The 20,740-nt window shown below is 52.3% G+C and carries 20 protein-coding genes; 14 read left to right on the top strand and 6 right to left on the bottom strand.

All coding sequences use genetic code 11. The features are described from left to right. The first annotated feature begins 7 nt into the window (after positions 1-7). The 9 genes from C1752_RS10740 to C1752_RS10700 all read left to right on the top strand — a co-directional run bounded on the left by C1752_RS10740 (position 8) and on the right by C1752_RS10700 (position 8,112). Positions 8-910: a response regulator gene (locus C1752_RS10740; protein WP_110986061.1), complete on the top strand. Its 903-nt coding sequence runs from the start codon at positions 8-10 to the stop codon at positions 908-910. A gap of 308 nt (positions 911-1,218) precedes the next feature. Then, entirely contained in the window at positions 1,219-1,932 is a 714-nt protein-coding gene (locus tag C1752_RS10735) for a V4R domain-containing protein (protein ID WP_110986060.1), read from the top strand. Continuing rightward, complete coding sequence (locus C1752_RS10730; protein WP_110986059.1) at positions 1,929-2,354, top strand: hypothetical protein; 426 nt, start codon at positions 1,929-1,931, stop codon at positions 2,352-2,354. Before C1752_RS10735 ends, C1752_RS10730 begins: the two co-directional genes overlap by 4 nt. Positions 2,355-2,362: 8 nt before the next feature. Beyond that, the gene (locus tag C1752_RS10725; protein WP_110986058.1) at positions 2,363-2,842 is read left to right on the top strand and encodes a bilin-binding protein; all 480 of its coding nucleotides are present in this window, start codon (positions 2,363-2,365) and stop codon (positions 2,840-2,842) included. A 27-nt stretch (positions 2,843-2,869) separates the two neighbouring features. Beyond that, a complete protein-coding gene (locus C1752_RS29875) occupies positions 2,870-4,285 on the top strand; it encodes a V4R domain-containing protein (RefSeq protein WP_110986057.1) in 1,416 nt (471 codons plus the stop codon). A gap of 69 nt (positions 4,286-4,354) precedes the next feature. Next, positions 4,355-4,837 (top strand): 2Fe-2S iron-sulfur cluster-binding protein, encoded by a 483-nt coding sequence (locus C1752_RS10715; RefSeq protein ID WP_110986056.1) that lies wholly within the window; start codon positions 4,355-4,357, stop codon positions 4,835-4,837. Between the two features lie 29 nt (positions 4,838-4,866). After that, on the top strand, positions 4,867-5,334 hold the full coding sequence (locus C1752_RS10710) for a bilin-binding protein (RefSeq protein WP_110986055.1): 468 nt from the start codon (positions 4,867-4,869) through the stop codon (positions 5,332-5,334). A 36-nt stretch (positions 5,335-5,370) separates the two neighbouring features. Next, complete coding sequence (locus C1752_RS10705; protein ID WP_110986054.1) at positions 5,371-6,300, top strand: tetratricopeptide repeat protein; 930 nt, start codon at positions 5,371-5,373, stop codon at positions 6,298-6,300. Positions 6,301-6,348: 48 nt separating this feature from the next. Then, positions 6,349-8,112 (top strand): serine/threonine-protein kinase, encoded by a 1,764-nt coding sequence (locus tag C1752_RS10700; RefSeq protein ID WP_110986053.1) that lies wholly within the window; start codon positions 6,349-6,351, stop codon positions 8,110-8,112. Between the two features lie 20 nt (positions 8,113-8,132). Here C1752_RS10700 and ggt read toward each other — a convergent pair whose 3' ends face one another. Further along, positions 8,133-9,821, bottom strand: a complete 1,689-nt coding sequence (gene ggt, locus C1752_RS10695) for a gamma-glutamyltransferase (protein ID WP_110986052.1) — start codon at positions 9,819-9,821, stop codon at positions 8,133-8,135. Between the two features lie 50 nt (positions 9,822-9,871). Then, positions 9,872-10,708 carry a M23 family metallopeptidase gene (locus tag C1752_RS10690; protein ID WP_110986051.1) on the bottom strand — a complete coding sequence of 279 codons (837 nt, stop codon included), beginning with the start codon at positions 10,706-10,708 and terminating at the stop codon, positions 9,872-9,874. 159 nt (positions 10,709-10,867) lie between these two features. Between C1752_RS10690 and purD the strand changes: the two genes are divergently transcribed. Then, positions 10,868-12,148: a phosphoribosylamine--glycine ligase gene (gene purD / locus C1752_RS10685; protein ID WP_110986050.1), complete on the top strand. Its 1,281-nt coding sequence runs from the start codon at positions 10,868-10,870 to the stop codon at positions 12,146-12,148. 54 nt (positions 12,149-12,202) lie between these two features. On the opposite strand, the gene C1752_RS10680 is transcribed toward purD, so the two are convergent. From C1752_RS10680 to C1752_RS10670, 3 genes are all read right to left on the bottom strand, one after another. After that, the gene (locus C1752_RS10680) at positions 12,203-12,658 is read right to left on the bottom strand and encodes a single-stranded DNA-binding protein (RefSeq protein ID WP_110986049.1); all 456 of its coding nucleotides are present in this window, start codon (positions 12,656-12,658) and stop codon (positions 12,203-12,205) included. Positions 12,659-12,766: 108 nt separating this feature from the next. Continuing rightward, positions 12,767-15,313 carry a mannose-1-phosphate guanyltransferase gene (locus tag C1752_RS10675; RefSeq protein WP_110986048.1) on the bottom strand — a complete coding sequence of 849 codons (2,547 nt, stop codon included), beginning with the start codon at positions 15,311-15,313 and terminating at the stop codon, positions 12,767-12,769. Between the two features lie 193 nt (positions 15,314-15,506). Next, a complete protein-coding gene (locus tag C1752_RS10670; RefSeq protein WP_110986047.1) occupies positions 15,507-16,247 on the bottom strand; it encodes a DUF561 domain-containing protein in 741 nt (246 codons plus the stop codon). Positions 16,248-16,424: 177 nt separating this feature from the next. Here C1752_RS10670 and C1752_RS10665 point away from each other — a divergent pair, with 177 nt between their 5' ends. Further along, positions 16,425-16,772, top strand: coding sequence for a histidine triad nucleotide-binding protein (locus tag C1752_RS10665; protein ID WP_110986145.1), 348 nt, complete (start codon positions 16,425-16,427; stop codon positions 16,770-16,772). 42 nt (positions 16,773-16,814) lie between these two features. Here C1752_RS10665 and lipA read toward each other — a convergent pair whose 3' ends face one another. Beyond that, positions 16,815-17,720 carry a lipoyl synthase gene (gene lipA, locus C1752_RS10660; protein WP_110986046.1) on the bottom strand — a complete coding sequence of 302 codons (906 nt, stop codon included), beginning with the start codon at positions 17,718-17,720 and terminating at the stop codon, positions 16,815-16,817. A 132-nt stretch (positions 17,721-17,852) separates the two neighbouring features. Here lipA and C1752_RS10655 point away from each other — a divergent pair, with 132 nt between their 5' ends. The 3 genes from C1752_RS10655 (at position 17,853) to C1752_RS10645 (ending at position 20,496) form a co-directional block, all read left to right on the top strand. Beyond that, complete coding sequence (locus C1752_RS10655) at positions 17,853-18,326, top strand: hypothetical protein (protein WP_110986045.1); 474 nt, start codon at positions 17,853-17,855, stop codon at positions 18,324-18,326. Between the two features lie 205 nt (positions 18,327-18,531). Beyond that, positions 18,532-19,722: an NAD(P)/FAD-dependent oxidoreductase gene (locus C1752_RS10650; protein ID WP_110986044.1), complete on the top strand. Its 1,191-nt coding sequence runs from the start codon at positions 18,532-18,534 to the stop codon at positions 19,720-19,722. Between the two features lie 168 nt (positions 19,723-19,890). Beyond that, positions 19,891-20,496, top strand: a complete 606-nt coding sequence (locus C1752_RS10645; RefSeq protein ID WP_110986043.1) for a peroxiredoxin — start codon at positions 19,891-19,893, stop codon at positions 20,494-20,496. Positions 20,497-20,740: the final 244 nt, after the last annotated feature.

The following is a 20,740-nucleotide window of genomic DNA, read 5'->3' as shown; positions in this document are numbered from 1 at the left end:
ACGAAGCATGACCGCGCCAGCCCCAGCCTCTCCCGTCGTTCTGATTATTGACGACGATCGCTCTACCCGTGGACTCTTGAATCTCGCCATGTCAACAGAAGGCTATCAAGTGGTGGAAGCCAAAGATGGCGAGCAGGGGCTGGCAGAATATCGGATCAGTCAGCCTAATTTAGTGCTAATGGATGCCGTCATGCCAGGAATGGATGGCTTCAACTGCTGTCAGCGTCTCCGTCAGCTACCAGGGGGCGATCGCGTTCCGCTGCTGATTCTCACGGTGCTGGATGATCAAGCCTCCGTCGATCAGGCCTTTGCTGTCGGGGCCACCGACTACATTACCAAGCCGATTAATTGGCCCGTTCTTTCAGAGCGAGTCCGGAGGCTGTTGGCGACCCACCAAGCTCTGATCACCGCCGAGGCCACGTGCAGCAAACTAGAGGGCTGGACCCAGTGCCTGAGCCAAAGTCTCCATAATCATGACCAAGAGTTGTGGGAACAGCTTCAGCAATTAGTCAATGCTCTGCAGTCCGTCACGTTGACCCATCGTATTCATCTTTGGCAGCAGCAGACTTCACGATGGGTTGAATCAGCAGCACTTCCGTCCCTCGAAAATCCATCCAACTTTGATTTAGCCTTGCAGCCAGATTGGCAGCACAGGCTGCAGCAGGGAGAGATATTAGCCCTTGATCAATTGAGCCTGACGAAGGATCCTGCACCCCCAGCACTCTGGGATAATCTCCAAGCGCTACAAACAAGAGCGCTGGTGGTGGTGCCAATTCTGGCAGAACAGCAGCTCTGGGGAACCCTTTACCTACATTCCCCTCAGCCGGACCCGAACTGGTCTGACACTACGCTTGAACGGCTGGCCGATCTGCAGATCATACTGAAGCTGATTCTGGCTCAGCAGCAATAACAGGGAGAGCATCCCAGGGGCTTCAAGACGCCTCAGCGGAACGGCACCTGCGCCATTAAAACGAGAATCTAAGAAGGATGAAGCTCACAGTTAATCAGATTTTGTTTTGTCCACCTGCGATCGCAAGAACAAACGGAACCCAAGCGGACAGGGGATTCTGTGTATAACGTACAGCGTATAAAACACAATATACATTGAGTATTCTTATAAATTCGCAAATTCCTTTGCGACAAAGCTAAGAGATTGCCTTTGAAGTGGGAATGCTAAGTAAAGCATCAGTTTACTTAGGACAATAGGATCAGTGACAGATGGTTTTTACACCCACTGAAGTAGCCCCTCTTGGGGTGAGTCTCGACCAGCCGGTATCACACAAGCAAAGATATCCATCCAAGCGGAATCACTACAGCTTTTCAGACTTCTTCACCTTCCAGCCAGAGCAGGGGACAATTAATGACTGGCACGAGTCTCGCAATATTTTAGCGAGCGAGGACTTTATTCTAGCTTTAATTGAAGGGCTAGAGCAAGAAGTTGGGAGTGCCTCCAGCGTTATCATGTACAACATTGGTAAAGCTTGGGGAGAGCGTGATGCCGCCTTCTTCCAGAGCTGGTTTGAAAAAGACTATGGCATGGGTTTGCGGCAGTGCAATCCATCCTTTGCTCTAGAAGCCTGGTGGTGGCCGTTTACAAGCCAAGGCTGGGGCAACTGGGATGTGGATCTCAGCGACCAGAAAAATGGATTCATGTTCATCAATATTTTTGACTCTGCCGTGGCCCGCACCTTGGGAGATGTGGGTAAGCCCGTCTGCCATATCTATGCCGGTTTGTTTGCAGGGTTCTTTAGCAACTTAGTCCAAAAAGACATGAGCTGTATCGAGCTACAGTGCTACGCCATGGGCGAAACTTACTGCAAGTTTCTTTTAGGCAAACGCGATCGCATCGACGCCGCTACTTTTTGGCAAAACGAAGGTGCCAGCATGCGCGACATTGAAAAGCGTCTGCACAACGGAGAATACCTGTCATGAGCCGTGACTGGCAATTTTCCACCGTTCAAGAGTTCCTCCGGCAGTGCAACTGGCAGGGCAAAACATTACCCAAAGCCCCAGCCCGAAACACACCCCGACAGCACACACCCCGACAGCACGCACCTCAATCTTGGCAGAGTCAAACCGTCCAAGACTTTCTGAGTCACAGCAACTGGAATGGCAAACTGCAGCCCGTCAAGGCACCCAAAGCAGCCAACCCAACCAACCCAACCCAGACTGTTATCAGTTCCAGTGTCATCAGTTCCATCGCCTTGAACGCGACCCTACCCGTCAACAAATTTTTCAACCTATTTGTTTGGGAAGCCCAGCCTGAAATTGCGGCAGTCCCCAAACTCAACGCCGTCGACCCACCCGTTGACAGCAGTGACTTAAATCTCTCTGACTTCTCTGATTTATTTTAGGGGCCATTATGCACTCTGACTTCCAACAATTTCTGCAGGACGCAGAAGACCATTACCTCACAAACGCTGAGATCACTGACTTTAAACAGCACGTCAGCGCTCTAGAGCAGCGGCTGCAGACCTATGAACTGCTGCGAGACAAAGAACAACAGATCTGGCAACCGATTGCCGATCAGCTTGAGGCCACCTGCCCTAGCGAAAATGCTCAGCGTCAAGAAAAAGCTCTACAGCACTGGATCTCAGCCCTTCGCTACAGCGCGATGGCGATGCTGAGCAACAACCCAGAATTCCTGCGACACCGACTCCTGGAATGGCTCACCGATGTCGTACAGGCCCATCAGCTTGTAGATCTCGAATATCAGCTCAGCCAACTCCTTGAAGCTCGCCTCAAAGAAGTCCTGTCTGCCCATCAGTGGACTTTAATCCAGCCTTATCTAACTCAAACCCAGCAGATCCTGGTGGGTAACGACCTCGTGACCGCAGGCTAATCCCATACCGGAGAACAAAACACCATCATGATTGCAGTTGCTGAATTACTTAACAAAGACCGTTTACCCGGCAATTATTTTGCCCCCGATGCCTACGTACAGGGAGACTTTGAGCTAGGTCTGCTCGAAAATCGCCAGGGCAACCGGCTCATTGCCCTTCCCGACACTCTACTGCAGGCGCTCTACAGCAGCCTAAGAGAGGAAGTGGGTCCATCTGCAGGACTCGTCATGTTCCAGTGCGGACATTGGTGGGGCAAATATTTTTATCGCCGCTTCGCTGAAGAGATCAGCACCTACTATGACAAGCCCTTGGCTGAAATGGAGATGGTGGAGTTTCTCCAGTGCCTCAAGCAGTGCTGGAAAACCTATGGCTGGGGCAATTTGAACCTAGAGTTCAAACACTATGCCCAAGGCTTCATTATCGCAACAGTGGAAAATTCTGCCTTTGCTGCAGTTCAGCAGAGCGACGAGAGTCCCGCAGAACGTCCCACCTGTCATGCAGAAGCGGGCCTACTCAGCACGTTTTTTAGTCAGCTCACCGGCCAGGAACTGCACTGCGTGCAAACCACCTGTGAATCGATGGGTGCACCTGAGAATACCTTTATCTTAGGTCTAGAAGAACGACTGAAAGTAGCGGAAACCGGCATTGAAGAGCAGCAGGACCATGACACGATCATGATGCGCCTAGGACTCGATCAAGCTGAGATTTCTGAGCCCGCATCCGAGCCATCACCCGAGAGCCTGATGCCTGAGGCATCGATGGAGAGCATCGAGACACCCGCCGAGATGCCTGATGCCGCAGCAGAGAGCCTAATGCCGGAGCCAGAGGACTCGGTCGAGATGGCAGAAGCAGATATGGTCCCCTCATCTATGGCTGAGGCAGAAGCACCCGCTGAGATCGCCGCCATCGAAGAACCAGTCATTGCCGCTGCAGAAAGCTTCATGCCAGAGCCGGAGACAGCCATAGAGATGGCTGAGATGCCTGCACCAGCTGAGCCGGAGGCGGCCACAGAAGAGCCACCCACACTAGATTCGGTAGAAGCATCAGAAATGCTGGCAGACCTACCCGATCTCGACAGTCTAGACTTTTCCACAGACATATCTGAGGAAATCGCGGACACAGCCGCGCCTGCCGAGGCAGAACAGCCTGACGCCATCACAGAAGAGGCCACTGATATCTCTGCACCGGAGATGACGGAAGAGCCACAGGAGATGTCTGGAGAAATCACAGACACAGCCGCGCCCGTTGAATTAGAACAGCTGGGCAGCATGACTGAAGAGGCATCTGATGTCTCTATGCCAGAAATGGTGGCAGAGCCACAGGACGAGTCACAGGAGTCCGATCTCTCTCCAGATTCTCTGGAAGCACTGGGCAATCTAGCTGAACTCGCAGATCTCGAGCGTCTTGCCGGTCTTGATGAGCTAGAAAATCTAGGGGCGTAGGGTTAAACCCGTCTAAAGGCCCATCAAGGGCCTCTTTCACTCACTACTCATGTAAAAGGAGCATCTAAGGTGGCGAAGCTTGTCAAGCTGGACCCTATCAATCAGGAGACCGCAATCGCAACGAACGATAATTTGTTGTCGGGGTTATTGCAGCACGATCTCAAGGTGCTGCATGAATGCGGGGGCCGTGGCATGTGCGCCACCTGTCACGTCTACATCAAAGACGGCATGGAGAGCTTGTCGCCCATGAACCGTCGTGAGCAGCGATCTTTAGAGGTGATCACCACCTGCAATCGCATGTCACGTCTCGCCTGCCAAACACGCGTTCTGGGCGAAGGCGTGGTCATCGAGCTACCGTCGGGGATGTACCTCAGCGATATGGCTGATGTCGAAGATTTGATTGGCCGACGGGCTGAACAAAATATTCTCCATCCGCTCAATGGTCAGGTCTTAGTAGAGGAAGGCAAATTGATCACGCGGTCAATGATTAGCCAGCTTGAAGATACGCGCTCTGAAGTCTCGCAGTATCTTAATCAGTCACAAGCCGTATAGGCACCACATTCGTAAGGGGATCTTGAATTATGTTGACACAACTTGCACGGGTCAGTCTGGATGCAGATGGACGCTTTGCCACCGCTACAGAACTCCAGTTTATCAAGGACTATCTAGAGTCTGCCGATCATCGCATCAGCGCCTACGAAAAGATTCGGGATGCTGAAGAGCAGATCATGGATCAGATCGAGGAGAAGGCTTTGGAAAAGAATGCCCGCGTTTTCCATAAGGGCACTCGGGACATGGTCGAAACCTGCCGTCGCGATCGCAAACATCTGCTCAAAAGCTCTGCCGCCGCCATGCTGGTTAGCGACCTCGACCGCCTGCGGGACAGCATGCTGCTCTGGCAACGCACCCTCATCAACGCTTTCCAAGACCAGCAGACCTCACAAATCGTGAGCCAAGTGACGCCCAAGGTCATGGAGCAACAGCTCACACCAGAAGAAGCTAAGCAAATGACGCCAGCCCTCCAGCTCAGCCAAGCGCTGTTGAGCTAAAACCTTTATCAACTTTTCAAGGGATTGAACAAGATTATGCAACACCTATTGAATGCTCAAGCAGAGGCCAAACGGTCCCACTGGCTTAACCATGTCGAGATGATCTCAGTGGTGGGCTCTGTGGGTGGCGCCATTGCCTCGGCAGTGACCAACCAAGTCGTCTTTGCGTCCATTCCGCTGTCGCTCACGGCCACGCTTCATTTGGCAAACCGCCGCCGTCTCACTGAGTCTGCGGGGCAGGTGCGTCAACTGATGATTGCCCAGATCTCACAGCAGGATCAAGAACGGAAGGCTCAGATTGAAACCCTGACTCAAAACGGTCAAAAGCGTAAAGATGCGATCGCAACGCTTACCCAGCAGGACGAAGACAAACAGCTCAGCATCGAAGCCATCACCAAGCAAAATCAGGCCCAACAAAACGCGTTGGAGACCATGAACGAAAAGCTAGAGATCCTCGAAGAGCACGAAGTCGCACTGGTCAAGAAAACGGAAGAACTGCAGGCAGACTCTGATAGTCTCAGAGAGAAAGAACAGAGCCTAGCCACTGCTTTAGAGCAGCTCCACCAAATTGATTTATTTACCCAAATCATCCGCGCGACGCCCAGAGATGCAACCCTTTACTATCGCAGGGGATTGGTCAGAGGAAGCCTTTGTCGCCTAGACGACCAGCGCATTGCCATTGACGATTACTCCCAAGCCATTGCCCTAGATCCCGACTATGCAGACGCTTATTTTCAGCGGGGTGCACTGCGAGGCACAATTGACGAGAAGAAGCACGCCGTGGCCGATTTGCGCATCGCCGCTAAGCTTTACTTTGAAGCAGGTGATTTAGAGCATTATGATGAAGCCATGAGCTTGAGCCAAGAGCAGCATGAACTCGCGCCTGCCGCCGTTGAGATGGAGCCCGAAGCGCCATCTGAAAGTCAGAGCGACGAGCCCCTCGTGATTGGTAGCTTGTTCGATTAAGCCGCAGACCTTGCTCTAGCGGGCAACGAATCAACTCAAACCTGAATAATGAAAACTTGCCCGCTAGGCACCATAGATAAAAATATTGCCGGTCCAAAATATCGCGTTTTAGGACCCATCGGCCAAGGCCAATTTGGTCGAGTGTTCTGCGGCATCCACCGCCAGACAGGAAAGATTGTCGCGCTCAAGCAGCTAGATAATAGCCGGTTAACAACACCACGATTCCTGCATGAACTCAACCTGCTGGCGAGCTTGCAGCACCCAAACATCGTTGCGTTTCATACTCTCGAATACAGTAAGTCGGGTCGCTACCTGGTCATGGACTACTGTGAAGGTGGAACGCTGCGACAGCTCATCGATACGCCTGGGCAACTAAATCTCAAACAATCTCTTCAGCTTGTGATTGACGTCGTAGAGGGTCTTGCCCATGCCCATCAACGCGGAATTGTCCATTGCGACCTGAAACCAGAGAATGTCTTGCTGACGTTGACGGCCACTGGCTGGATGGCTCATCTCTCTGACTTTGGCGTCGCTCGACTGCTGGCTGAACCAGACTCTGAAACTCGACGAGGCGACACCGGCTCCCCAGCCTACATGGCTCCCGAGCGATTTTACAGCAGCTACTCTCCAGCCTCCGATTTTTATGCCGCGGGCGTACTGCTCTATGAGCTAGTGCTCGGACATCGTCCCTTTTCCGGCACGCCGGGCGATCTGATGACGGCCCATCTCAATCAATTCCTCGAGATTCCTGACACCATCCCGACGGTTGTAAGCGATATTATTCGACAAGCGACGCAAAAGCTACCTCAGAAACGCTTCGACTCTGCCCAGTCAATGCTGAAGCTTCTCCGCCTAGCAGCGGCGGCGGAAGAACGCCCCACTCCAATTTCACCACCTTCAGAACTGCCGGTCCTGCATACAACAGCTTTAGCTGCGACTGTTTTGGCCCTCGCAACAGATGCGGATCAACTCTACTGTGGCCTAGATTCACAGGTTACTTGCCAATCCATTACACCCGCAGGCTTTGATGAACCCACACAGTACCCCATAACTCAGGGACGGGTTATGCAAATGTGGAGCAGCCCCCAGGGACTTTTTATTAGAACACAGCGAGCCACTGCTCACGCACTCTGCTGGCGACCCAAAGCGTCTGAAAATGAGGCAGCTCAAGACAGCTCCGTTCACACTTTAGGCACTTGGCAGTCTGAATCATTAAAGATGACAGTCGAATCGGGCGGAGAATGGTTGGGGGTCGCGACTGAAAGCAGTCGTCTAGGGGGCCAATGCCAGATTCTGCGCTTACCAACGCTGCAGCCCCGATGCAGCGTGGCCGGATCGCCAACTCACTGGCTAACGCTGGATGATCGCCGTGGCATCATGGCAATTCCTGAAGCTCAAGGGGTGTGCTTGCGGCTATTCAACCGCCGAGGCAATACGTTTGACTATTGCCGACTGCCTCGACCAATACACCAGCTAATTCAAAGTCAGACGCATCCCTATCAAGTTTTGGCCCTAGCGGCTGAGGCCAGTTTTTGGATCACCCTCAACCCGCTGCGGATCAAGCAGATTGCTCTACCGCTGTCTCCGACCTTTGGTGTTGCGACGCCTTGGGGCTATTTATTGGCAAATCAAACGGGGGGCGTTGCCTTAATTAACGAGTCAGGAGATTTGCTCAGACACCTGAATTTACCTGTGGGCAATCAAGACGTTGTGAGTGAGATCGCATCCCATCAATCTCAGCTAATTGCGGCGACTTGGTCTGGTCAACACGGAGCGTTATACAGCTTTGATCTCCAGCCGTTTATACAATAGAAAGCTGCCGTATTTATACATTAATGACCAAATGCTGTCCCTTCCCCTCTCGGATCTGCAGCACCTTCTAAACTGCCATCTGGCTTGACCAAAATTAGATTGGCATTGCCCCACCCTGAGCCCATGCGAATTGAGTGGCCTCGGTCCTGCAAGTCCTGCACCGTGGCATAATCAAAGCCCCAACGCTCTATCATCAGCGCTTCCGGTCGCCACTGGTGATGCAGTCTCGGCGAGGTGACCGCCTGCTCTGCATCTTGGCCATACACCAGCACATTCAGCAAGATTTGCAGGACCGTCGTGATAATGGTGCTGCCGCCTGGAGCACCGGCAGCCAACCGGAGCTTGCCCCCCTCGGTGACAATGGTTGGAGTCATGCTAGAGAGCGGGATTTTACCCGGTGCGATCGCATTTGCCTCCCCCCCCACCAGTCCAAAAGCGTTGGGAATTCCAGGAGCAGCCGCGAAATCATCCATCTCATTATTGAGAACAATCCCGGTCCCCTCAGCCACAACGCCCGCCCCAAACCCAAGATTGATCGTAAACGTGAGGCTAACGGCATTGCGATCTTTATCGACGACCGTTAGATGGCTCGTATCATTAGACTCTTGTTGCTGGCGAATCGAATCGAGAACCCTAGGGTCAGCAGCCTTGACCTCAGAGGCTGAACGCGCCCGCTGAAGCTGGATTTCTTGTCGCCGCCGGTGGGTATAGGCTGGACTCGTCAACTCCGCCGTCGGCACTGAGACAAAATCAGGATCACCGAGATAGGTCGCTCGGTCAGCATAGGCAATCTTCATCGCCTCTATCAAAACATGCAGAATATCTGGATGATGCCAGCGATCCTGAAAATCTTGATTCTCGACCATCTGCAACATTTGCAACAAATGAACACCACCAGAAGAAGGTGGGGGCATTGAGCACACTCGAGCCTGCTGGAATAGACCACAGACAGGATCACGCCAGGTGGGTCGATAGGATTTCAAATCTTTGAGCGTCACGAGGCCACCGTTGCGAGACATATCCTCCGCAATGTTCATCGCAATCTTGCCCGTATAAAAGCTCTGCGGATCTTTCCCTAGCGATCTCAGCGTTTGCGCCAAATCTCGCTGCACCAACAAATCACCCGCTTGGGGGACTTGATCCTGAGGCAGAAAAATCTGACGCGCCGCCGGATTTTTACGGAAGGTCTCTTGGCGACGCTGAATCGCTTTTGAGAGGCGACTGCTAACGGTAAACCCCTGTGAAGCCAAGAAGATAGAAGGCCGTACCACCTGCGACCAGGACAGCGTTCCGTACTTTTGATGAATCTCAAACAACCCAGCGACAGTACCAGGAACAGCAACCGCAAGATGACCATTGGTGCTAGCTCCTGGCTGCACCTGTCCTTCAGGATCGAGATAAAGATCGCGGTTTGCTTGGAGCGGAGCCTTTTCCCGAAAGTCTAACGCCCTAATCTCGTTCGTCTCAGCCAATCGCAGCAGCAAAAAACCGCCGCCCCCGATTCCGGCAGAGAACGGTTCCACCACTGAAATTGCTAATGTCGTTGCAACAGCTGCATCAACGGCGTTCCCCCCCTGTTGCAGCATCGACAAACCCGCCTGACTCGCGAGCGGATGGGCAGACGCCACCATACCTTGCTGACTGTGCGTAGACTGCGCGACAGCAGCATCGAGCGAAACGAGCGACCCTAGAGCTAGGGCGCAAGCCATGTAGCTTAAGGCTTTATAAACGCGCAATCGGGGCAACAAACCTACGTCAATTAATCGAACTGCGACTGAATATCGGGCTGAGTGCAGGTTCGACTGAGCGCCAATCGAACAGAATCAGACCCAACGCTCTTAGGCACAAACCGTCCGCAAGCGTAGGTGGCATCGGCCAGCGTAGGCTGCAGATCGTACATATAGGCGTAGGGGTTGATTGGCTCGTTTTGATGATAGAGACCATAATGCAGGTGGGGCCCAGTGGAGCGTCCCGTACTGCCGATATACCCCAATAGCTGACCGCGCTTGACTTTCATATTGCGGGCGACAACATACCGACTCAGATGAGCATAGAGGGTTTTATTGCCGTAGCCATGATCAACGACGACATAGTTGCCATTAATGCGAGAAGACTTGGCGCGCTTCACCATGCCATCGGCAGTGGAATAAACGGGCGTTCCGTGAGGGCGAACCAGATCAATTCCCTCATGGAAGTGCAGCCCTTTACCGAAAGGGTTGCGTCGCATCCCAAACTCGGCAGAGATACCGGCCTTGAAAACGGGTACTCCGCGGGGGTGAGCTGCTTCACGGGCTGCGGTTTGCTGAATCATTTCCTGCAGTGCTGGCTCTAGCTTAAGGTTCGGCGGCAAAGACAGAAGGGGATGATTGCGCTTAGAAAACTCGTAAGATAATTCGTGGGGAATGTCTCCGGTGCCTTGATGAGCAGCCTCATGATGCTGATGCTCTTCAGTGCTGTGGCTGTCTGGTATTGAGCTGTGACGAACCTGACTGGATTGCCGCGCGACAACTGCTGTTAACAGAACAATTGGAATGCCTAAAAGGCAGGGACGCACGATTTTCTGGAACGATTGCGCACAACCGGTGAAGAGAGACATTGTCCTCCGAACCCCACGGGGATAAAAGATATGATTTGATTATGCTTAGTAGTATGGGCTGATCTTCAAAAATCAACTTGTATTCTACATTACACAATTTTGGCAATTTCCTCCCCAGAAAGGAAGGAAATCCGTCTTACCGTCAATTGAGAGCGTTTTGTGAAGATTTTAGTGGTCGGCAGCGGCGGTCGAGAACATGCATTGGCCTGGAAGCTACTGCAGTCGTCGAGGGTTAACCAGGTGTTCTGCCTTCCCGGTAATGGTGGCACGGCAGCGCTGAAAAACTGTGAGAACTTGACGCTTGATGCAGATGATTTTGATGCGATCGCAACTTTCACCAAACAGAAAAACATCGCCCTAGTCGTCATTGGTCCCGAACTCCCCCTCGCGGCAGGTCTCACTGACACCTTGCATGAACAAGGCATCGCCGTCTTCGGTCCCACTCAAGCCGGTGCCCAAATTGAGTCCAGCAAATCCTGGGCCAAAGCCCTCATGGAATCGGCGGGCATCCCCACCGCAAAAGCTGCCACCTTCACAGATGCAGCATCAGCCACAGCCTACGTCAAAGAACAGGGCGCACCCATTGTCGTTAAAGCCGATGGTCTTGCCGCCGGAAAAGGCGTCACCGTTGCCCTAACTCTAGAAGCAGCTCTAGACGCCATCAACGAAGTCTTTGCCGGGAAATTCGGGCCAGAATCTCAGATCCTGATCGAAGAGTACCTAACCGGACAAGAAGTCTCCGTTCTTGCCCTCACTGATGGGCAAACCATCCGACCGCTCCTCCCAGCTCAAGACCACAAGCCTATTGGCGAAGGTGACACCGGCCCCAACACAGGCGGAATGGGAGCCTATGCCCCCGTCCCTTGGGTCACAGAGTCACTGCTTCAGCAAATTAAATCCGATGTTCTAGAGCCAACGCTTGAGGCCCTCAAAAGCCGTCAGATCGACTATCGCGGCGTACTATATGCCGGTTTAATCATTACGCCTGACGGTCAGCCAAAGGTGATTGAGTTCAACTGCCGATTCGGAGATCCAGAGACACAAGCAGTCCTGCCACTTTTAGAGACGCCCCTTGCAGACTTATTAAACGCCTGCGCAGAGCAAAAGCTCGCTCAGATGCCCAAAATTGAATGGAAAATAGGATTTGCAGCCTGTGTTGTCATGGCCTCCGGAGGCTATCCAGGTCCCTACCAAAAGCACTACCCGATCACAGGATTAGATGAAGCCGAAGCCACCGGAGCAGTCGTCTTTCATGCAGGCACTCAGCTACAAGAGCAGACCTTGATCACCAGCGGCGGCAGAGTATTGGCCGTCACCGCTGTAGGAAAAACCTTCGAGGATGCCCTTCAGAAATCCTACAAAGCGCTATCACCCATTCAGTTTCAAGAGAGCTATTACCGACGCGATATTGGTCAGCGCGCTCAGCCTAACGGAACTTGACAAGAACTATTTGCAAAAGTGGAATGCACCCACAGAGTGAACCTTGGACAAGGTTTAGAAGGGAATATCATCATAGTTCGGCTCTTCCACTGGCGGCGCAGCTTGAGGTGCAGCCTGCGGCGGCGCTGTTTGAGCAACTGCGGGAGGTGCTGAACGCCCTTGGCTAGCAGTCGTTGGCATACTGGGCACCGATGTGGTCACAGCATTCATTGACATAGGATGAATTCTTGAAGCCGTGACCTCGGCAACCTTCTCTTTAAAGCCTTCGGGTCGGTCAATGCTGTTCATGGTCAGACGGCCCTCGATCACAACTTGGTCGCCCTGCTGATACTGTTCTTGGACCTGCTGCGCCATATTGCCCCAGCTCACCACCTTCACCGTCTCCATCGGATCTTCAGCACGAATGGCTGGAAACTGGACCGTCATCTCTGCAATCGCAGTTTGACCGTCTTGGGTAAATCGCAGCTCTGGCGCTTTGATAATCTCACCCATCAGTACACAGCTATTCATCGCTAGACCCTCTTCGTCCCTTTAGTGAATGACTCAGCAGCAACCCTGCTCCAGAATCCGTACTCAATACTACTATAGTGCTTCAGACAGCAGGCATCGCTTGATCCCCTAAACACCAGAAGCCACCTTGTCGGAGGCTATCTCAGTATCTGGATCACAAACGATGAAATCTTGGACACGCTGGCAATAGTCAGCCAGCCTTGAATCAACCCATTCGCGGTCAGAGCCATTGGCATACAGGTGCACCAAAGGTTCACTAGCATCTGGCAAAATTAGCACCCAGTTATCAGTCTGCGGCTGAATGATCTTCACCCCATCCAGCAGTTCCAGCAATTCTGGCGGATGTGTTTCAATCAGATGACGCATTAACGCCCCCTTGCAAATCCACGGACAGCGTACATCCTGAGCACGGTGGAAAACTTGAGGCAAATCCGCTCTGAGTTGCCCGAGGGGTTGAGACTGCAGCCGCAGCATCTCAATAAGCTTCGCAATGGAAAACATGGCATCAAACCCCGGATGAAGCTGCGGAAAAATAAAGCCGCTTTCGGCACTACCACCCAACACCACGTCAGGATTCTCGCGGCAGGCTTCCATCAGGGCGGTGGGATTGACCTTCGTGCGAATGACTCTAGCATCGTGCCGTCGGGCAACTAAATCAACGGCACTAGAGACATTGACCGGCACCACGACAGTTCCCCGTGAATGAGCCGTTAAGATAATTTCCACCATCAGAGCCGTGAGCTGCTCACCCTCAATGGCGCTACCGGTCTCATCAACTAAAATCAATTGTTCCCCATTCGCGGCCACCTGAACTCCGATGTGAGCCTTGAGAGCTTCGACAACCGGCCCTAATTGCTCCAATAGTTCGGCCCGTTCTTCAGGCGAGGGGTTTGTTTCTCGGAGGCTGGCGTTGAGAACCACGACGTCACAGCCAAACTTATTCAAGAACTGAGGCAGAACAGCCCCCGAAACCGCATAGACATAGTCAATGACGACCTTGAAGTTACCTTCACGAATCGCGTCGGTATTCAGGTGCTTTTCAAAGTCAGTGGCATAGAGTTCGGGAATCTGACTGGGGTAGGTAATCCTGCCAATTTCGTCGATGGGTGCGCGGCGAAAATCTTCTTTGAAGTAAGCCCCTTCGATCTTTTTTTCTTTCCCTTTCGAGACATTGATGCCCTGCTTATCAAAAAACTCAATCAAGATGTAGTCAGACCGGTCAGGGTGAATACGAACGTGGATCCCGCCCGTGACATCGAGGGTACGCACCACGCAACGCGAGATGGGTAAGGCGGTGGCCTCTAGATTCTGAACATTTACGCCCACAGACATTAAACCCGAGACCAAGGACCGTGAGACCATCCGAGAGATGCTGCGCTGGTCGCGCGAGATCACCACTTGAGAGCCAGCCTTCAACGTAGAAGCATAGGCCGCCCCCAATTTGACCGCGAACTCAGGGGTGAAGTCCACGTTGGCTAAGCCCGCCACCCCTCTCTGCCCAAAAAGATTGCGGCGGGCAGTATTGCCCCAAATCAAGTTGATATTTAGCGTAGCGCCGGGTTCTACCCTTTTACTAGGCCATATCCGAACCCCTGAGCTGACCTGGGCTTCTTCACCAATGGCTGACAGGGCACCCACGACAGCACCTTCCAATACATGCGCCCGCCGATCAACCCGTGTCCCCCTCGTCAGCGTGCAGGCCCGTAGATGTGCCTCATCACCGACGGAAACACCGTTCCAAAGAATCGGACGCTTGAGATCAGCATCAGCACCAATAATGACGTTATCGCCAATCACGGTGCCAGGTTCAAGGTTGGTACGAGGGCCAATTCGGCAGTTATCACCCATCAGCACAGGTGGATTGAGCTGAGCGAGTGGATCAATGTAGTTATTTTGCCCCATCCAAATCCCCGCAGCCGTTTCTGGATAGGCAAAGTTGAGCTGCACGGCCCGATGGAGAGCATCATATTGGGCCTCTCGATAGGACTCAAGACTCCCGACATCACACCAATAGCCCTCTGCAACGTAGCCATATAGAGGTTCGCCTTTCTCTAGAAGCAGAGGAAACAAATCATGGGAGAAGTCAGTGGCTTCATCAGTGGGCAGGTAATTGAGAACATCCGGCTCTAAAATATAGATGCCGGTATTAACGGTGTCAGAAAAGATTTCGCTGCTGGAAGGTTTCTCTAGAAATCGGCAGATGCGCTGTTGCTCATCGGTGATCACAACGCCGAACTCCATGGGGTTAGGAACCCGAGCAAGCACGAGGGTTGCCTTGGAGCCTCGCTCTTTATGGAATGCGATCGCATCACTTAAATTAAAGTCAGTGATACAGTCTCCGCTAATGACTAAGAAGGTATCCGTCAACAGGGCTGAGATGTTTTTAACGCAGCCAGCGGTGCCCAGGGGCTGAGCTTCTTCAACCGCATAGGTCATCTGAACACCAAACTGAGACCCATCTCGAAAGTAGTCGCGCATCACATCGGGCAGATAAAACAGTGTGGCGATGATTTCGTAGATTTGGTGACGCTTGAGCAGATTAACAATGTGCTCGGCAATGGGGCGATTGAGAATCGGGACCATTGGCTTCGGGAGGTCGCAGGTCAATGGGCGCAACCGAGTTCCCTCGCCACCGGCCATGAGTACGGCTCTCATTGTTTTGGCTCCATATTATTGGCTCGTTTTTTGCATGAGCAATGCTGCTGCGCTGTCTCTCAATCCTCCTCCGAAGAAAGGAGGGCTTTGGAGCTTCTCGAAGCCGAAGGCTGGGGGGCACTGGCCACCCGACTTGATAGCAGAGCTGCATTGATCAACGCACTGCCAGCCGAGGCCAGCAAGTAGCCAGTGCTTATACTGTGCGTGTCAGACGGGCAGGCTGTAGTGCTTCTACTAAACTGCGGACAGCGGCAATCATCGCCAGTTCACTATTGAGCTGATTGACGGCAGATCCCACACCAATCCCTTGGGCACCGGCCGCAATTGCCAAGGGAGCGGTCACATCGGACAAACCTGAGGCACACATGACCGGCACAGAAACGGCTTTAGAAATTTCAGAGGCGGCGGCTAGGGTTGGGGCCGCTTTTTCAATCAGCCCTAGCGTTCCAGCATGGACAGGCTCGCTACTAGTTCCCCCTTCAGTCTGAATGATGTCAGCACCAGCTGCGACGAGATCAACAGCCAGCTGGACCTGCTGATCTAGCTCCAAAATGTGGGGCACAGTCACCGATAGAGCGACATGGGGGAGATGAGATCGCACCTCTCGGGTCAGCGCCAACACCTCAACAGAACTAAACTGGCGTCCCTGAGCATAGAAACTATCGAAGTTACCAATCTCAATAAGATCGGCACCGGCCTCAACAGCCATCACAAACAGCTTCGTTTCAACAGCGGATACACAGATAGGAAGCTGGGTTTGCTGACGCACCAGCTGAATCAGGTCAGCATCTGCGGCGGTATCAACAAACGTTGCGCCGCCTTGATCTGCAGCTCTGACAACCGCAGCCACTCGCTCATGATCAAAGTTATTGAGACCACTGATAATTTTGAGGGCACTGCTTTGGGCAAACGCGAGCTGCAGGGCAGAGTGCATCATCTTACTTTCGTCCTATCTAGTACTGAAATGCAGAATTTTTAATTTTCGAGATCCCAGAATTTATACCTGTAAAGTAAAAGTACAGGTCTAAACTCCCTTTCATAGTACTGCTTCTAGCTCAAACCAAACCAGCCTAAACAAAGGTAGAGTATGGATGTTGAGCCAGCAAACGCCATGAGCCAGTCGGAAACTCTGTTTAGCAAAATCATCCGCCGCGAAATTCCCGCCGATATTGTGTACGAAGATGATCTTGCGATCGCATTTCGTGACATCACCCCACAAGCGCCGACCCACATTCTCGTGATCCCCAAAAAACCTATCCCTCGAGTCTCTGAAGCCGAAGCGGACGATCAGGCACTTTTAGGCCATTTATTGCTAACGGTCAAAAAAGTCGCTGAGCAGGAAAGCTTAGCGCAGGGTTATCGCGTCGTCATCAACAACGGCAGCGACGGCGGACAAACCGTTGATCATCTGCACCTGCATATTTTGGGCGGACGCCAGATGAAATGGCCCCCTGGCTAAAGCCGGTCTTGGGCTATTCAACCTTGTATATATGTATAAAACCTACCCCCCGATGGCTGGAGGCCGAGGACGCGGATATTGCTCCATTAGCGCTTTGACCTGCTCAGCATGATAAGAACTGCGGGTCAGGGGGGAAGCAACAATCTGCAAAAACCCTAGTTCTTGCCCCGCTGATTCCCAAGCAGCAAACTGGTCAGGATGCACAAAGCTATCGACGCCAAGGTGTTTGGCCGTGGGCTGCAGGTATTGACCAATCGTGAGAATATCGCAGTCCACCTCGCGTAGATCGCGCATTACCGCCCGCACCTCTGCGTCTGTTTCGCTCAGGCCCACCATAATGCCGGATTTTGTATAAACCCAGGGGGCAAGCTGACGGGCGCGTTTTAGGAGATCAAGCGATCGCAAGTAGTCTCCCTGAGGCCGGGTACGTTTATAAAGACGCGGCACCGTCTCTGTATTGTGGTTAAGCACATCTGGCTCAGCCCGCAGGATTGTCTCCAGCGCCTGCCAGTTCCCGCATAAATCGGGGATCAGCACCTCAATCGTTGTCCCTGCAGATATTTCTCGAATCTGCTCAATACAGCGCACAAACTGCGAGGCTCCACCATCGGGTAAATCATCACGATTTACAGAAGTGATCACCACATGGTTTAACCCCATCCGCCGCACGGCCTCAGCCAAGCGATCAGGCTCAGTGGGATCAAGCACCTGAGGCTTCTTTTCAAAATCAATGTCGCAGTAGGGACAGGCACGGGTACAGGCCGGTCCCATAATCAAAAAGGTCGCTGTCCCGTGGTGAAAACACTCGCCAATGTTAGGACAGGAGGCCTCTTCGCAGACCGTGTTCAGCTCTAGGTCTCGCAGAATATCTTTGACGCTGCCCACTCGCTCCCATTGCGGGGCTTTCACTCTTAACCAGTCCGGCTTAACGACCACAGGCTTTCCCAAATTTTCTCTATCGCAGGATTTGATTGTACTGGATTCCTTGCGTGGAAGCTCTCAAAAGCAAGACGAAAGGATTGTCCAGTGATTCGGCTGCCATGGGCATCATTAAATCAACTTCCATAGCGCAGAATTGTGATGCTAGAAACTGGCCTACTCGTTTCCACCGTTCAGCAAGGTTACAACTGGTTAAAAATATGGCATGAGGAACAAGCAACGCCCCCACATCTACCTCGCAATGTCCTGTTGACCTTCCAAAGATTCAAGAAAGCCTACGACACCAAAGATCTTAAGATACTGGCTTCTGTGATATCAGCCAGCTATCAGGGAGATCTATTCGGTGTATCTACTAAAAGTGAATATTTGGAGGTTCAGAGATCCGTCTTCAATTCCCTACCATGGGGAGCATATCCATGCTTAACCGTCAATTTATACAGCATTACTGAAGACACTAACGAAGAGTTTGCAGCCATTATTGATACTCAATCAATGGCGACTGTTCTGGGTATTCCAGTTTTGACATATGACTCTGCCCCTGTTCGCTGCAAGCTCCGTGCCAATAATGGCCTCTGGTCAGTAACAGAGATGTTTGTTGAGCGCCAGCTACTGTGAGGACGAGACTGCGGCCATACAGCTCTCTTTCAGCCTGTATTACAAATAATCTTGAAATCTAGTTCTCGCCCGTATCCCTCCTCATAGAAAAAAGTCGCTAGGGGGATCCAACTAAGCACCATGCAGGCGAAAGTCGAGGTGGAAGCAAGTTGTTATCCTGATCAGTAGCTTCCACACTACGGCGGATGACTGAATCCCTACCCTCATGACACAAACACCTCAAAAAATTTGCATTCTTGGCGGCGGCTTCGGTGGCCTGTTCACGGCCCTGCGGCTCAGTCAGCTTCCCTGGTCCTCTGCCCAGCCTGAGATTACGCTCGTTGACCAAAACGACCACTTTCTCTTCACTCCGTTTCTGTACGAATTGGTGACCGAAGAACTCCAGACCTGGGAAATTGCGCCACCGTTTACCGAACTTCTAGCGAATACCAACGTCCGCTTTGTCCAAGGCGATGTCGAAAAGATTGATTTAGCCACATCCACCGTAGCTCTCAATCAAGGAGCAACGCTGAACTATGATCGACTCGTCCTGGCGCTGGGGGGAGAAACCCCAAAAGATCAGGTATCTGGAGCTGCCGAGCATGCCTTCGCCTTTCGTACCATTGCCGATGCCTATGCGCTAGAAGAAAAACTGCGCCAGCTTGAAGCCACAGACATGGAGAAGATTCGAGTTGCGATCGCAGGAGCTGGCCCCAGCGGTGTTGAGCTGGCTTGCAAAATAGCAGACCGCCTCGGAGAGCGCGGTCGCCTCCGCCTCATTGATCGCGGCCAACAGATATTAGAGACGGCTGATCCCGCCAACCGAGAAGCGGCTCAAAAAGCACTAGAACGCCGCAGTATCTGGCTAGATCAAGAAACAGACATCAAAGATATCACTGCCGATCAGATTTCTTTAGAGTTCAAAGGACAGATTGATACCCTCGACGTAGATTTAGTGCTGTGGACCGTCGGCAATGCCGTTGCCCAGACCATTCAAGCCCTGCCTCTGTCTCACAACGATCAGGGGCAAATTATGACGAACCTAACCCTCCAGGTTTCAGATAATCCCAACATATATGCCCTCGGCGATCTAGCCGACTGCCGCGATCCAAACGGGAAGAAAATTGCGAGTACAGCGCAAGCGGCCCTTCAGCAGGCTGACTGTGCAGCCTGGAATATCTGGGCCTCCTTGACCCATCGCCCCCTCCTTGATTTTCAGTACAACCACCTCGGCGAAATGCTGACCCTGGGGCGAGAAACCGCAGCATTATCTGGTTTTGGCCTCCAGCTAGATGGCCCCCTCGCCTACGTTGCTAGGCGACTGATCTATCTCTATCGCATGCCAACCCTAGAGCATCAGCTCAAGGTCGGCCTCAACTGGCTCTTCAAGCCCCTCTTATCTGAAATCTCTAGCTAGAAACGCTCCTTCAAACAGCGGTATTTGACCTAGCATTACGTCTCAGCACAACTCAGGCGTAATGTAACCGTTTATTAACAGTATGATGGTTTCAGCGTTTGGCTCCATCTCTGTGACTGAGGTGTGGTGAGCGCAGATCTATTCCATCCTGTAAGGAGTAACTGATTTATGACTGAAGACAATGGGTGCCTACGGGTCGGTCAGACCGCCCCTGACTTTACCGCCACGGCAGTATACGACCAGGAGTTTCAAGATGTTAAGCTGTCGAGCTACCGTGGCAACAAGTATGTTGTTGTCTTTTTCTATCCCTTAGACTTCACTTTTGTTTGCCCCACAGAGATCACCGCGTTCAGCGATCGCTACGAAGAATTTAAGTCCCTGAACACAGAAGTGCTCGGAATTTCCGTTGACAGTGAGTTCTCTCATCTAGCCTGGATTCAAACCGATCGCAAATCTGGTGGCGTCGGTGACCTCAACTATCCCCTCATTTCTGACATCAAAAAAGAAATCAGCACGGCCTATAACGTTCTGGAACCTGAAGCCGGTGTTGCCCTCAGAGGCTTGTTCATCATCGACAAAGACGGTGTCATTCAATACGCAACCGTCAACAATCTTGCATTTGGGCGCAGCGTAGACGAAACTCTCCGCATTTTACAGGCCATTCAGCACGTCCAAGCCAATCCTGACGAAGTCTGTCCTGCAGGGTGGACCCCAGGGGCGCAAACGATGAACCCCGATCCCGTCAAATCAAAAGATTACTTCGCCACCGTCTAACACCAGACCAGAAGAAAGCACCGCAAGTTTTCTCACTCTTAAAATACCGATAGTTGTGGCGTCATCGACCTCCCACGGCTATCGGTATTTTTGGCTGCCCGTCCCACCATAAATCTTTTTCACCAAGAGCTTACGGCACATTGTCAACCACTTTCACTACATCTTCATCTATGCGGAGTAGTCTCTTGAGATATTGAGCAGTTATTCTCTCTCGAGGTTGATTCTACAAGGACCTTCTCGAATC

Source organism: Acaryochloris thomasi RCC1774 (assembly GCF_003231495.1).
GTDB lineage: Bacteria > Cyanobacteriota > Cyanobacteriia > Thermosynechococcales > Thermosynechococcaceae > RCC1774.
The sequence above is the reverse complement of the archived record's forward strand: the minus strand, read 5'-3'. Positions and strand labels throughout refer to the sequence as shown.